This window comes from Streptomyces malaysiensis subsp. samsunensis, from assembly GCF_024519315.1.
GTDB lineage: Bacteria > Actinomycetota > Actinomycetes > Streptomycetales > Streptomycetaceae > Streptomyces > Streptomyces malaysiensis.
Genome location: NZ_JANIIC010000021.1, coordinates 1 through 12,844, shown reverse-complemented (window position 1 = coordinate 12,844; position 12,844 = coordinate 1). Strand labels below are relative to the sequence as shown.

At 72.7% G+C, this 12,844-nt stretch carries 12 protein-coding genes; 6 read left to right on the top strand and 6 right to left on the bottom strand.

What is annotated here, in order from left to right; translation table 11 throughout:
• The first annotated feature begins 27 nt into the window (after positions 1–27).
• The 4 genes from NQU54_RS19105 (at position 28) to NQU54_RS19090 (ending at position 6,492) form a co-directional block, all read left to right on the top strand.
• Positions 28–1,191, top strand: a complete 1,164-nt coding sequence (locus NQU54_RS19105) for an MFS transporter (RefSeq protein WP_257632095.1) — start codon at positions 28–30, stop codon at positions 1,189–1,191.
• A gap of 235 nt (positions 1,192–1,426) precedes the next feature.
• Positions 1,427–2,605 carry a methyltransferase domain-containing protein gene (locus tag NQU54_RS19100; protein WP_257632094.1) on the top strand — a complete coding sequence of 393 codons (1,179 nt, stop codon included), beginning with the start codon at positions 1,427–1,429 and terminating at the stop codon, positions 2,603–2,605.
• A 216-nt stretch (positions 2,606–2,821) separates the two neighbouring features.
• Positions 2,822–5,155, top strand: coding sequence for a phage holin family protein (locus NQU54_RS19095; RefSeq protein ID WP_257632093.1), 2,334 nt, complete (start codon positions 2,822–2,824; stop codon positions 5,153–5,155).
• Between the two features lie 122 nt (positions 5,156–5,277).
• The gene (locus NQU54_RS19090) at positions 5,278–6,492 is read left to right on the top strand and encodes a PP2C family protein-serine/threonine phosphatase (protein WP_257632092.1); all 1,215 of its coding nucleotides are present in this window, start codon (positions 5,278–5,280) and stop codon (positions 6,490–6,492) included.
• Here the strand turns inward: NQU54_RS19090 and NQU54_RS19085 are convergent.
• Genes NQU54_RS19085 through NQU54_RS19075 form a run of 3 tightly spaced genes read right to left on the bottom strand, consistent with a single transcriptional unit; the run spans position 6,407 to position 8,767 of the window.
• Positions 6,407–7,393, bottom strand: a complete 987-nt coding sequence (locus NQU54_RS19085; protein ID WP_372505940.1) for a bile acid:sodium symporter family protein — start codon at positions 7,391–7,393, stop codon at positions 6,407–6,409. The genes NQU54_RS19090 and NQU54_RS19085 overlap by 86 nt on opposite strands.
• A gap of 52 nt (positions 7,394–7,445) precedes the next feature.
• The gene (locus NQU54_RS19080) at positions 7,446–7,889 is read right to left on the bottom strand and encodes a hypothetical protein (protein WP_257632090.1); all 444 of its coding nucleotides are present in this window, start codon (positions 7,887–7,889) and stop codon (positions 7,446–7,448) included.
• Positions 7,890–7,903: 14 nt separating this feature from the next.
• Positions 7,904–8,767, bottom strand: a complete 864-nt coding sequence (locus NQU54_RS19075) for an isocitrate lyase/PEP mutase family protein (RefSeq protein ID WP_257632089.1) — start codon at positions 8,765–8,767, stop codon at positions 7,904–7,906.
• 547 nt (positions 8,768–9,314) lie between these two features.
• On the opposite strand from NQU54_RS19075, the gene NQU54_RS19070 reads away from it, so the two are divergent.
• Positions 9,315–9,686 carry a nuclear transport factor 2 family protein gene (locus tag NQU54_RS19070; RefSeq protein ID WP_257632088.1) on the top strand — a complete coding sequence of 124 codons (372 nt, stop codon included), beginning with the start codon at positions 9,315–9,317 and terminating at the stop codon, positions 9,684–9,686.
• Here NQU54_RS19070 and NQU54_RS19065 read toward each other — a convergent pair.
• Positions 9,673–10,476 carry a helix-turn-helix domain-containing protein gene (locus tag NQU54_RS19065; RefSeq protein ID WP_147967299.1) on the bottom strand — a complete coding sequence of 268 codons (804 nt, stop codon included), beginning with the start codon at positions 10,474–10,476 and terminating at the stop codon, positions 9,673–9,675. The two genes, NQU54_RS19070 and NQU54_RS19065, sit on opposite strands and share 14 nt — an antisense overlap.
• An 80-nt stretch (positions 10,477–10,556) precedes the next feature.
• Here NQU54_RS19065 and NQU54_RS19060 point away from each other — a divergent pair, with 80 nt between their 5' ends.
• On the top strand, positions 10,557–10,868 hold the full coding sequence (locus NQU54_RS19060) for a 4a-hydroxytetrahydrobiopterin dehydratase (RefSeq protein WP_257632087.1): 312 nt from the start codon (positions 10,557–10,559) through the stop codon (positions 10,866–10,868).
• Positions 10,869–10,909: 41 nt separating this feature from the next.
• On the opposite strand, the gene NQU54_RS19055 is transcribed toward NQU54_RS19060, so the two are convergent.
• Both NQU54_RS19055 and NQU54_RS19050 read right to left on the bottom strand, forming a co-directional pair.
• Positions 10,910–12,274: a cryptochrome/photolyase family protein gene (locus NQU54_RS19055; RefSeq protein ID WP_257632086.1), complete on the bottom strand. Its 1,365-nt coding sequence runs from the start codon at positions 12,272–12,274 to the stop codon at positions 10,910–10,912.
• 126 nt (positions 12,275–12,400) lie between these two features.
• The coding region (locus NQU54_RS19050; protein WP_257632085.1) for an anti-sigma factor at positions 12,401–12,844 on the bottom strand (444 nt) is incomplete at its 5' end.

The window sequence follows — 12,844 nt, the reverse complement described above, 5'->3', positions numbered from 1 at the left end:
ACGGCGATGCGCGCCTATGCGGAACTGATGCGACATGGATCGGCTCGGCGGCTGATGTTCGCCTCCACCACCGGAAAACTGGGCTTTGCGGTCTTCCCCCTGGCCACCGTCCTGCTCGGGCACGGCTCGTCGGGCTCGTTCCTGGACGCGGGGATCGTGGCCGGGGCCTGGAGCGTCGGCGGCACCGTGACGGCGCCGCTCCGGGGCAGACTGGTGGACCGTCATGGGCAACGATGGCCCATGGGGGCCATGGCCGTGCTCACCGCGCTCGCCGTGGCCGGTCTGGTGACGGCCACGGCGACCACACAGCTGGTGCTCTCCGGCGCGCTCGCCGGGGCGAGCGCGCCGCCCATCGTGGCGAGCACACGCTCCCTGTGGGCGCGGGCCGTCCCTCATGACCTGCTGCGCGGCGCTTACGCGCTCGAAGCAGTCCTCACCGAGGTGACCAAGATCTGCGGCCCGCTCGTCGCGGCGGCGGTGGCCGTGCGGTCCCCTCGGCTCGGGGTGATCGTCGCCGGGGTGCTCCTGGTGGCGGGCTCGTGCCTGGTGATGTCACACCCTCCGGCCCTCTCCGCCCGCGCCGCTTCCGCCCGGGACACCGGCAGCCGTGGCGTCCTCGGCTCGCCCGCGCTGCGGCTGCTGCTCCTCACCAACGTCTGCGTCGGAGTCTGCCTCGGGGCACTGACGGTCGGCCTTCCCGCCCGTGCCGCCGAGAGTGGTTCGGCGGCGGGCGCGGGCTGGATGTTCGCCTGCCTGGGCCTGGGCAGCGCACTCGCCGGCGCGCGCTTCGGCACCCGCGACCGCGCGGCCCGGTCCGCCACTGGCTATCTCACCGCCCTCACCTGGCTCGCACTGCTCCTGGCCTTTCTGGCCGCCATATCGGCACCTCCGCTCATCGCGATCCTCCTCACCCTCGCCGGGGCGGCGTTCGCCCCCATGACGGTCTGCCTGTTCGAGCTGCTGGACGCACACGCACCCCGTGGCACGGCCGTCGCGTCCATGATGTGGATGGTCGCGGGCGAGGAACTCGGCATCGCCGCCGGGACCATGGCCACCGGAGTCCTGGCCCAGCAGGCGGGCGCCTGGCCGACCCTCGTCCTCGCGGCGGCGGCGTGCGGACTCGGCGCCACGATCGCCGCGCTGCGGATCAGCGAATTGGCCCATGACGAACGATCACCGCGAGGCGAGTGATGGGCGGCTGGGTTCGGGCGGGACTTGAGGGATGAGTCCTATGGTGATGAGAGGTGAGGCCCGAGCGGGATCGGCCGCTCGGCTGGACGGAGGGGAGAGCGTCGATGTCGCGGATCATCCGGGGCCGAAACGATGGCGGAAACGGTGACAAGCTGCCTGGTCAGCCCTACCCCGGCCCGCATCCGCCGCCGACGCCCGACGGTGGACCCGGCGTGCCGAACCCGCCCAAGGTCGCATGACGTTCGAGGGCATCGACCGGCCTGGCCGGGCCGCGCTGGGGCGGGTGCTTCTCGGTGCGGGGGCGATGGGGGAGGGCTGGGCGCCGACCTTCGCCGCTGTTGACCGGGCCGCGTTTCTGCCGGAGTTGATGTGGCCGTTCGACACGCGGACACAGAAGGCCGTCGCCGTCGACAAGGCCGAGGAGCCGGACGCCTGGTTCGCCGCTGCCGACAGCGATGCGCCCATCGTGACGCAGTGGGACGACGGCGAGCACACCGGCCCCGGGCCGGGCCGGGTGTCGACCAGCTCGTCTTCCATGCCCTCCGTCGTCTATGCCTTGCTGCGGGACCTGGCCGTGGACGAGGGCATGGCCGTGCTCGACGTGGGCACCGGTACGGGGGAGACGGCCGGGGCGCTGGCGCATCGCTGTGGCGGCCGTAAGGTCACCACGGTCGAGGTGGATCCTTCCGTCTCGCGCCATGCGGGCGCACGGCTGGACACGGCCGGGCTGCACCCGCACGTCGTGCTCGGTGACGGTGCGAAGGGCTGCGCGGGCAACGCACCGTATGACCGGGTCCTGGCCACCGTCGGCGTCCGGGAGATCCCTGGGGCGTGGATCGAGCAGACGCGGCCCGGGGGCCTGATCGTCGCCCCCTGGGGCACGCATTACACCCACGCGGACGCCGTGGCCCGGCTGGTGGTGCGCCGGGACGGGACGGCGTCGGGGCGTTTCACCGGCCCCGTCGAGTTCATGAAGCTGCGTGGCCAGCGGCTGTCGCTGCCGCCGCACAAGCATTACGTCATGGACGAGGACGGGGGCGCTGATGCGTCCACCACCGGCATCCCCGAGGGGGAGTTCCTCACCCCGCCGTACTCCGCCCTGCCCTTCGCGCTGGGGCTCCGGGTGCGGCATTGCGTTCAGGTCGTGGCCGCCCCGCACGAGGGCGCGCGAGCCGTGTGGTTCTACGGGCTGACCGACCGCTCCTGGGCGTGCGTCGTATTCCGCGAGGGGGAGGCGGAGGCGCGGGTGTGGCAGGCGGGGGAGCGTCGGCTGTGGGATGAGGTCGAGGCCGCGTACGGGTGGTGGGTCGGCCATGGCAGGCCGGACCACGCCCGCTTCGGCCTTACGGTCGGGCCCGGCCCCGCCGGTCGGCGGGTGTGGCTGGACGATCCGGCCGATTCCTGGTCCCCGTAGCTCGGCCGGTTGCCGGGTCCCGTAGCCCGGCCGATTTCCCGGTACTCGTAGCGACGCGCGCGACGTGTCGCGCTCCTGGCGAGCTCATGGGCTGCCGTAAGCGGAATCGATCGGTCCTGGTAACCCGGTGTCCGCCGGGTCGCGGGGGCGCTGTGCCACGCTTGAGGCCGGTTCGCGCGCATGGTGCGGGCCGGTGACGTGAAGTGAGGCCGCGGCGTGCAGAAGCCCCGATGGAAGGTCGTGGGGGGAACCCTGCTGCGGGTGACGGCGGTGTGGGCGGTGTCCACGCTCACGATGCTGGCGCTCGCCGGGATCCTCCCCGAATTCCGCTTGAAGTCAGGTGACGGTGACAGCGCGACGCAGATCGCCATCACGGCGGCCAGCGGCGCGGGCGCCTTCGGGGTGCTCAGCGCGCTGGTGTGGCCGCTGCTCGTACGGGCGTTGCTGCTGATGCCCGCGCTGGTGCTGGGGCTGCTGGTGTTCGTGCTCAACGGCTCGATGCTGCTGCTCGCCCTCAGCCTGATCCCGGACGGGCGCGGTGCCGCCGAACCCGAGACCGCCGTCGTGGTCGCGGCCGTGATGTCCGCCGCGTCATCGGCGACCAGCACCTTCCTGACCGTGCGGGACGACGGCGCCTACCGGCGGCGGCTGGCGCGGCTGGCCGGGCGGCGCAGAAGGCGGCTCGGTGAGGACGGGGGGAGCGAACAGCCCCCGGGGACGGTGTTCCTCCAGCTCGACGGGGTGGGGCACGCGGTGCTGAGGGAGGCGCTGCGGGAGCGCGAGAACCGGCCCCCGGTGATGCCCACCGTCGCGGGCTGGATCCGTGGCAGCCACAAGGTCACGCCCTGGCGCACCGACTGGTCCAGCCAGACCGGCGCCAGCCAACTCGGCATCCTGCACGGCTCCAACGAGGACGTGCCCGCCTTCCGCTGGTACGAGAAGAAGACCCGGGAGGTGATGGTGAGCAACCGGCCGACCAGCGCGGCGGTGCTTCAACGCCGCGCGGCCGCCCGGGCGGGGCACGAGGGGCTCCTGACGATGGACGGGGCGAGCCGGGGCAACCTGTTCACCGGCGGCGCCGATCAGCTGGCCCTGGTCCTCTCGGTCGCCGCGCGGCGCGGTAAGCACAACCGCTCCCGCTCCGGATACTTCGCGTACTTCTCCGACCCCGCCAACGCGACCCGCACCGCCGTGTCGTTCCTGGCCGAGGTGGTCCGCGAGATCTGCCAGTCCACGCGCGCCAAGCTGCGCCGCGAGACGCCCCGGGTCAAACGGGGCGGGCTGTATCCGTTCATCCGGGCGTTCGCCACCGTCGTGGAGCGGGACGTGGTGGTGACGGCGGTGATGGGCGACATCCTCTCGGGCCGTACCGCGATCTACGCCGACCTGGTGGCGTACGACGAGGTGGCCCACCACTCGGGGCCGCGCAGCCGCGACGCCCGGCAGGTGCTCGCCCGGCTGGACCGCTCCATCGCGCTGATCGCCAAGGTCGCCGAGCACGCACCGCGCGACTACCGCATCGTGCTGCTGTCCGACCATGGGCAGAGCCCCGGCGAGACCTTCGCGGGGGCGTATGGGCTGAGGCTGGAGGACCTGGTGCGGGCCGGCTGCGGGCTGCCCGTCTCGCGGCGTGCCGGGCGGACCCCGAGCGGGGCCGAGGCGCGCGAGGCGGGGCGGGCGGCGCTGCACCGGCCGGAGAAGCCCGGGGCGGACGGGGAGGTGCGGTGCGCCGGACGGGGTGCCGCCGATGTCGTCAGCGCCCACGACACCGCCGTCTCCGTTCCGATCGTGCTCGCGTCCGGAAATCTGGGCCTGGTCTCCTTCCCCGATGTACCGGGGCGGATGAGCCGCGAGCAGATCGACGCCCGCCACCCCGCGCTGCTGCGCACGCTCGCCGACCACCCCGGGGTGGGCTTCGTGCTCGTACGGTCCGAGGCACACGGCGCGGTGGTCCTGGGCCCGCGCGGCGCCGAGCACCGGCTGGACACCGGGGAGGTCCTCGGGACGAGCCCGCTCACGGTCTTCGGCCCCGGTGCGGAGGCCGCCGTACGCCGCACCGCGCACTTCCGGAACACCCCCGACATCATGGTCAACTCCGCCTATCACCCGGCGCGCGGCACGGTGCACGCCTTCGAGGAGCAGATCGGCTCGCACGGGGGGCTCGGCGGGGAGCAGGGGCACCCCTTTCTGCTGTGGCCCGCCGGGCTGACCCCGCCGGTGGCGGCGGGGGAGGAGCTGGTCGGGGCGGAGCAGGTGCACCGCGTGCTGCGGCGCTGGCTGGAGGAGGCGTACGGACCCCAGGTGCCGGACAGGGAGACGGCGGCCGCGGGGGAGACGTACGCATCGGCGGCGGAGGATGCCCCGGCGGCGGAGCAACCGGTGGCGGAGGGCCGGTCGGCGGAGGGGGCGACGGACGCCGAGGTGCCCGTCGACACCGGGCCGCCCAAGGCGTCCGGCCCGGCTCGCACTGTGCGGGACTCCCGGTGGGACGGAGCGCCCGCCGCGCCGTTTACCGTGGTCAGCCGGGTGGTGCCGGACAAAACCCGCTGATTTCGGCGCGGCGCGAGAGCCGGGCGCCGGAGGGCGCGGACGCCGCGTCGTCCGAGCGCGTACCGCGACCATCTCGTGGACGCGGTTTCGGCGCCCGCCCGTATCGGGTGTAAGGAGGAGATATGCGCGTTCCGCCCGACCTCACCCGTATCGGTGGGGATTCGCGGTCGAGCCGGGCGCTGTTCGCCGTCCCGCTCGTCATCATCCTCGCGGTCACGGTGATCGACCTCCACATGCCGCCGACCGTCCACCTCGGCCCCTTTCTGATCGCGGCACCCGCGATCACCGCGTCCTTCGCGGGCGCGGGCGGAACCGCCGCGATCGGCTCCCTCGCGGTGGTGGCCCAGATCATCATCGGTGTGTTCCACGGCGGTCTGGAGACCTCCAACCACCAGGCGCAGATCGTCGCCCTGTTCTTGATATCCGGGCTGGTGACGAGCTTCCGCTATGCCACCGACCGGCACCGACGCCGGCTGAGACAGGTCCGTTCGGTGGCCGTGGCGGCGCAGGAGGTGCTGTTGCGGCCGCTCCCCGAACGGATCGGGGAGCTGAATATCGCCTCGCTGTATCTCGCTTCCGACGAGGAGGCCCAGATCGGCGGTGATCTGTACGCGGCCGTCCGCACCGAGCGGGCGACCCGGCTGGTCATCGGGGACGTACGGGGAAAGGGGCTGGCCGCGGTCGGCGACGCCGCCGTGCTGATCGGGGCCTTCCAGGGGTCGGCCTACCACAATCTCTCACTGCCGGGCATCGCCACCCACCTGGGCAGCGCCATGTGCTGGAACTGGCAGCAGACCGGCGGTGACGAGCGGAAGTCCCTGGAGTCCTTCGTGACCGCGGTGATGCTGGACGTCTACGACGACGGCCCGGTGACCGGGATGGTGAACTGCGGACATCCCTCACCCCTGCTGCTCCACAAGGGCGAGATCGCGACGCTGGACGTGCGCGAGCCCGCGGTGCCGCTGGGCATGGAGCCGCCCGAGGAGGGCGACTTCCAGGTCGAGATGTTCCGCTTCGAGTACGGCGACCTTCTGGTGCTGCACACCGACGGCGTCGTGGAGGCCCGGGACGAGAGCGGCGCCTTCTATCCGCTGCCCGAACGGCTCGCGTGCTGGAAGGGCGGCAGCCCGCAGTCGCTGGTGGACTATCTCCACGCCGATCTGCTCCGGCACACCGGCGGGGCCGTCAACGACGACGCGGCCATCGTGGTGATCGCCCGATGTGCCTGGGCGCCGCCCGCTCCTCCTCCCGCTACCCGGTCGACTCGGGGATCTGGACACGCTCGCCGGAAGCCGTGGCGGCCTCCGGCGCCCGGCGGGACCAGCGGCCCGCGATGATCGCGCACACCATCAATTGCAGCTGGTGGAAGAGCATCAGCGGCAGGATCACCGGCCCGGCCGCGTCACCGAACAGCACCGCGGCCATGGGCAACCCCGTGGCCAGGGATTTGTTGGAGCCGCAGAAGACGATGGTGACGCGGTCCTCCCGGCCGAAGCCCAGCCGCCGTGCGGCGAACGACGTCGTGGTGAGGGCCAGCCCCAGCACCGCCCCGGCCAGCCCCAGCAGCCCGAACAGCCGGGCCGGGGTGATCTGGTTCCAGAGGCCCTCCGTCATGCCCCGGCTGAACGCCGTGTAGACCACCAGCAGGATCGAGCCCCGGTCCAGGAGGGCGAGCACCTTCTTGTGGCGGCCGATGAAGGACGCGGTCCAGCGGCGCAGCGCCTGCCCGGCCAGGAAGGGGAGCAGCAGCTGGGTGGCGATGGCCAGCAGCCCGTCGGCCGAGAAGCGGACGTCCGAGCCGATCAGCCACGCCGCGAGCAGCGGGGTGACGATCATGCCGAGCAGGCTGGAGTACGTGCCCGCGCAGATGGCGGCCGGGACATTGCCCCGGGCGGTGGAGGTGAGCGCGACCGAGGACTGGACGGTCGAGGGCACGACACACAGGAAGAGCAGACCGGTGTAGAGCCGGTCGGTGAGGAGGAACGGGGCGAGGCCGCCCGCGGCCAGCCCCAGCAGCGGGAAGAGCACGAAGGTGCTCGCGCCCACCACCAGGTGCAGTCTCCACTGCCGCAGTCCGCCCAGCGCCTCACGGGTGGACAGCCGCGAACCGTAGAGGAAGAAGAGCAGCCCGATCGCGATGTCCGCGGCGCTGCCGACGGCCGTGGCCGCCGCCCCGCTCGCGGGCAGCAGCGCCGCCAGCGCGACCGTCCCGAGGAGGGCGGCGACATAGGGGTCCACCGCCCTCCCGAGCCGGCCCGGCCACGACAGTGGCCAGGACTTCCGCCCCACCTCAATCACCGCTTCCGTCCTGCCACGGGGGATGGCCGATCTGCGGCAGCACCCGATCCGCGCCGGCGATGTCGCCGGCCAGGATGTCGATGGCGCCGCCGCCCCCGTCGTGATCGCTGCCCGCCGTGCCACGGCTCAGCAGCAGGGTGTTGAGGGTGCGGTCGACCTCCAGCCAGGAGTCCGCACCGGAGTTGTCGATGACCACCAGACCGCTGTGCGGCCCGGTGACGACCGCGGGAGTGTGGTCAGGCCCGCAGTCGTCCCGCCGGGTGCCGCCCGCGGGTGGGGTCGTGGCCGTGGCGGGGACCGCGCACAGCAGACTCGCGGCGGCCGCGAGGACGAACCCGGCCCTGGACGGACGGGGCGAGCCGGACGGGCGGGGCGAGCCGGTGTCCTTGCCCGGCTTACGGTGGCGGCCGGGGCCGGGCCCGAGGAATGAGGGCATATCGCGTCCTCGGCTCAGACCCTGGCGGGACGAAGGACCCCATGGTGCCTGCTGATGTTCTTCTCCAGCAGCTCCGTGGCGCCCTTGACCCCGATGGATCCGGACTTCCGGGCGTCCGGCAGCCGCCCGTCCGCCGTTTTGAGATCGCTCAGCGCCCCGTCGATCGCCCCATGGGCGGCGAACAGACAGGGTGTGCTGTAGATGGCGACATCCACCCCCAGTTCGGTCAGCTCGGACAGGGAGAGCCTCGGCGACTTCCCGCCCGCGATCTGGTTGAACAGCAGGGGTTTGTCGCCGATGACCGTGCGGACCTTGCGGATCCACTCCACGCTGCGCACCCCGTCCACGAGGACGACATCCGCTTCGGTCTCCGCCAGCGCGGCCGCCCGGCGCAGGATCTCGGACTCCTCGGTGGCGTCCGTCCGCGCCACCACCACCATGTCCTTCCTGCTGCTCAGCACCAGCTGGAGCTTTTCGAGGTACTCCTCGAGCGGGAGGATCAGCTTGCCGTCCGCGTGGCCGCAGCGGCGCGGGCGCCGCTGGTCCTCCAGGATCACCCCGGAAGCCCCGGTGCGCTCCAGCCGCTGCACCACATGGCAGGCGACCTCGGCGTCCACATAGCCGTCGTCGATGTCCACGAGCAGATGGTGTTCGGGGAAGGCGAGCCGCAGCCGCTCCACGAAGGCGAGCATGTCGGGCCAGGCGATGAAGCCGATATCGGGAAGCCCGTAATGCGATGCGGCGAACCCGAATCCGGATACGAAGAAGCCGTTGTAGTGCTGTGCGGCGATGGACGCCGAGTACATGTCGTAGATGCCGATGAGAGGAGTGGTGGGAGGCGAACTGACGGCATTTCGGAGGGCATTGCCGTAGCGCATGATGTCCCCTTGAGTTCGGTGCCTTTCGGCGTTGCGGCACGGTGTCACGTCTGCGCGGGATAGGTCTGGGGAAGGCCAAGAAACGGTAAAGCAACCCGCCGCGTTTTCCTGAAGATGCCCGGCCCTGCTCGGGCCGGGGTCGAACGTTCCTGGAGCGCCGTGGCCCTCGTCATGGGTGGCCTGTGGCACGCCGGGCAGGCCATGAGCGCCGCTGTCGCGCGGTCACCGTCGGCAAAGTGTTCTTCCCGCCCGGAAATGGCACGGCCCAGGTGCTCTCCTCCCTCGCGACTTTCCCGGTGGCCTTTCTGGTCCGGCCGCTGGGAGGGTCGTTCTTCGGGCCGTTGGGCGACCATCGCGCTGGTGGAGTCACAGCGCTCCTGAGCCACCTCCGGGCGGTATGCGCCAGGGGCTTCCGCACCTCCATTACCTGGGCGGTAATCGACCCCCGCGCGCGGCGGCGGCAGGGTTGAGGCATCGGGTTCCGGGCTGGCGCCCTCCGGTCCGGGATCCGATGCCAACCAGGGCATTTCAATGGAGGAGTGACCAGATGACGCAGTACGACACCGCCGTCGCCCGCTACTTCGAGGCATGGAACGCCACCGGCCCCGAGGCCGTCGCCAAGGCCGTCGCCGCGGCCTGGACCGAGGACGGCGGCTACACCGACCCGCTGGCGGAGGCGCGCGGCCATGAGCAGCTGGCCGCCGTCATCGCCGGGGCCCAGAAGCAGTTCCCCGGCTGCGAGTTCCGGCTCACCGGCGCCGTGGACGGCCACCACGACATGGCCCGCTTCAGCTGGGAGCTGGTCTCCACGGCCGACGGCTCGGCGCCGGTCGCCGCGACCGATGTGATCACCCTGGCCGAGGACGGCCGGATCCGCACCGTCCTCGGCTTCCTGGACCGGGTCCCTACGACCGGCTGAACCCGCCCAGGGCGGCGGCGGTCTCCGGGTCGGCCGGGAGGAAGGTCTCGATGGCCAGCTCGGAGACCGTGACGTCCATGGGGGTGTTGAAGGTCGCGATCGTCGAGATGAACGACAGCACCCGCCCGCCGTGCTCGATCATCATCGGCAGGGCGAAGGGCGGGGTGTCACCGGCGGTCGCCGTCTCCCGGCCGCCGGTCTCGGGCAGCGGATAGGCGGCCACCTCGTCGTACAGCGCGCGCAGCGGCGAGGAGCGCATCAGCGCCAGCTGCCGGTCCATCTGGTCCAGCAGATGGCCGCGCCATTCGCGGAGGTTGCGGATGCGCGGGGCGAGCCCCTCGGGGTGGAGGGTGAGGCGCATCGCGTTCAGCGGGGGCTTCAGCAGATGGTCCGCCACCCCTTCCAGGAGCGCCGCGATACCCCCGTTGGCCGCCAGCACCTGATAGGTGCCGTCCACCACCAGCGCGGGAAACGGCTCATAGCCGGTCAGCAGCCGCTCCAGGGATTCGCGCAGGGCGTTCATCGACGGGTCGTCCACCGACCGCTCCGGATAGTGCGGGGCGTAACCGGCGGCGATCAGCAGGGCGTTGCGCTCGCGGACGGGGACGTCGAGATGGTCGGCGAGCCGGAGCACCATCTCCTGGCTGGGCCGCGACCGGCCGGTCTCGATGAAGCTGATGTGACGGGCGGAGGAGTCGGCGCGCAGCGCGAGCTCCAGCTGGCTGATCCGGCGGCGGTCCCGCCACTCGCGCAGCAGTGTGCCCACCCGGGGCGGCGCGGCAGTCGTCATGAGCCGAAGGTAGCCGACGGCGGGCGGTGCCCATGGCAGGGTGGAGGGGCCACCGGTCACCCGCGACGAAGGGATGTGTCATGGCGGTCCAGCCGCTCACAGAGCAGGAGATCCAGCGCCGTCTGGAGCCGCTTCCCGGCTGGTCGTTCGCGGACGACCGGCTCTCACGGACGTATGTCTTCAAGGGCCATCCGCAGGCGGCCGGGCTGGTGGCGGAGATCGCCACGATCCAGGAGGAGCTCGACCACCACTCCGATCTGACCCTCGGCTACAACAAGGTCGGCGTCTCGGTGAACACCCACAGCGTCGGCGGCAAGGTGACCGCGCTCGACTTCGAGCTCGCCGGCCGGATCGAGGAGATCGCCCCGCAGCACGGCGCCCGCGCCGACTGACCGGCCGTACGGACCCCAGAGGTCCGGGCTGACCTCGGAGGTCATTCCCGGGCGTGCCGGAAGCGGGCCAGCCCCTCCTGGAGGTCCACGATCGGGTCGGGGTAGTCCAGCCGGTCCCGCTCGGCCTTCGGCAGCCGCCAGGGCGTATGGACGCCGGAGCCCGCCACCTCGGCCAGCTCCGGCACCCAGCGCCGCACATACGTGCCGTCCGGGTCGAACCGCCGGGCCTGCGCCAGCGGGTTGAGGACCCGGTTCGGGCGGGTGTCGGTGCCGGTGCCCGCCGCCCACTGCCAGTTCAGCTGGTTGTTGGCCACATCCCCGTCCACCAGCAGGTCCAGGAAGTGCCGGGCGCCGATCCGCCAGTCCTGGTAGAGCGTCTTGGTGAGGAAGCTCGCCACCAGCAGCCGCGCCCGGTTGTGCATCCAGCCCTCGTGGCGCAGCTGCCGCATCCCCGCGTCGACCAGCGGATAGCCGGTGCGCCCCGCCTTCCAGGCCGCGACCTCCGCGGTGTCCTCCCGCCACCGGTCACCCCGCGGGCGGTAGTCGGCGTGCGCGGCGTCCGGCCGGGCGGCCAGCACCTGATGGTGGAAGTCCCGCCAGGCCAGCTGCCGTACGAAGGCGTCGGCGCCCGGTCCGCCCGCCTCCCGCGCCCGGTGCACCAGCTCCGCCGGGGACAGACAGCCGAAGTGCAGATACGGGGAGAGCCGGGAGGTCGCGTCGCCCGCCAGGTCGTCCTGCCGGTCGGCGTAACTCCTCAAACCCGACCGCCACCAGGAGCGCATACGGCGGCGGCCCGCCGTCTCCCCGCCCTCGGGCAGCCCGGGGGAGGGGCTGCCCGGGGCGAGCGAGGTGACCGCCGCCACCGGCTCCGAGCGCGCCCCGGACGGCACATCGACCGTGCGCGGCGCGGTGAGCGGCTGCCGGAGCCCGGCCCGCTGCCAGGCGCGGAAGTACGGGGTGAAGACCGCGAAGTGGTCCCTGCCCGCCGGGGTCACCTCGCCCGGTTCGACCGCCGTCACCACCGCGCCGTGCACCCGCAGCCGCCGTCCGTCCGCCTCCAGCGCCTCGCGCAGCCGCCGCTCGCGGCGGGTGGCGTAGCCGCTCACCCCGCCCGCGATATGCACCTCGTCCGCGTCCGTCTGCCGCGCCGCCCGCAGGATCTCGGCCACCGCCTCGCCCTCGCGGACCACCAGCCGCCCACTGCGTCTGCGCAGGCCCGCGTCGAGGTCGGCCAGCGCATCCGCCAGGAACGCCACCCGGTTGGGGACGGCGAACCCGGTCCCGGCCAGGTCGCGGTCCACGACGAACAGCGGAACGACCCGCTCCGCGGAGCCCGTCGCGCCGCGCAGCACGGGGTTGTCGGACAGTCGCAGATCGGAGGTGAAGACGGAGAGGGACGTGCTCATCCCTCTCCCTTACCCCACGCGGCCCCGCGGATCGGCGCATTTCGCCCGATGTCGCCCGCTCGTGCCGAGGGAAACGGCACGCCGGGGAAACGGCACGCCGGGGGAGACGTCGCGCCGGGGGAAGCGTCACGCCGGGGGGAACGTCAACAGGACCAGCGGATCGCTCGTCGGCGCCTTCGACCCTCCGGCCGGTTCGATCGTCACCCCCATCGCCGACGCCTTCCCGACCGCACCACTGAGGACCGCCGCCGCGCTCCGGCCCGAGGAGTCCATCAGACCGGCCGGGCGCATGGTGCCGCCGTCGCTGAACCACAGCTGGTAGATCCGCCCGGCGGGCGGCTCGGGCAGCCCCGAGGCGAGGAAGGCCGCCTGGTTCAGCCCGCGCGAGACCACCACCGTGCCGGTCGAGCCGTCCGCCATCCGGCCGCTGCGGCTGCGCGCGTCGGGCGCGGCCAGCACCCGGGTCACCTCCTCCGCCGCGGCCACCCGCCGCTCGGAGCGGCGGGCCGCGTCCCCGGCGGCGGGCGCCCCCCCGTGCTGCCCCACCCCGGGCCCCCCCCACGCGGCCGG

Coding starts and splice junctions, on each gene's coding strand:
- NQU54_RS19105 (WP_257632095.1), top strand. CDS start 28: ATGCGACATGGATCGGCTCGGCGGCTGATGTTCGCCTCCACCACCGGA.
- NQU54_RS19100 (WP_257632094.1), top strand. CDS start 1,427: ATGACGTTCGAGGGCATCGACCGGCCTGGCCGGGCCGCGCTGGGGCGG.
- NQU54_RS19090 (WP_257632092.1), top strand. CDS start 5,278: ATGCGCGTTCCGCCCGACCTCACCCGTATCGGTGGGGATTCGCGGTCG.
- NQU54_RS19080 (WP_257632090.1), bottom strand. CDS start 7,889: ATGCCCTCATTCCTCGGGCCCGGCCCCGGCCGCCACCGTAAGCCGGGC.
- NQU54_RS19075 (WP_257632089.1), bottom strand. CDS start 8,767: ATGCGCTACGGCAATGCCCTCCGAAATGCCGTCAGTTCGCCTCCCACC.
- NQU54_RS19070 (WP_257632088.1), top strand. CDS start 9,315: ATGACGCAGTACGACACCGCCGTCGCCCGCTACTTCGAGGCATGGAAC.
- NQU54_RS19065 (WP_147967299.1), bottom strand. CDS start 10,476: ATGACGACTGCCGCGCCGCCCCGGGTGGGCACACTGCTGCGCGAGTGG.
- NQU54_RS19060 (WP_257632087.1), top strand. CDS start 10,557: ATGGCGGTCCAGCCGCTCACAGAGCAGGAGATCCAGCGCCGTCTGGAG.
- NQU54_RS19055 (WP_257632086.1), bottom strand. CDS start 12,274: ATGAGCACGTCCCTCTCCGTCTTCACCTCCGATCTGCGACTGTCCGAC.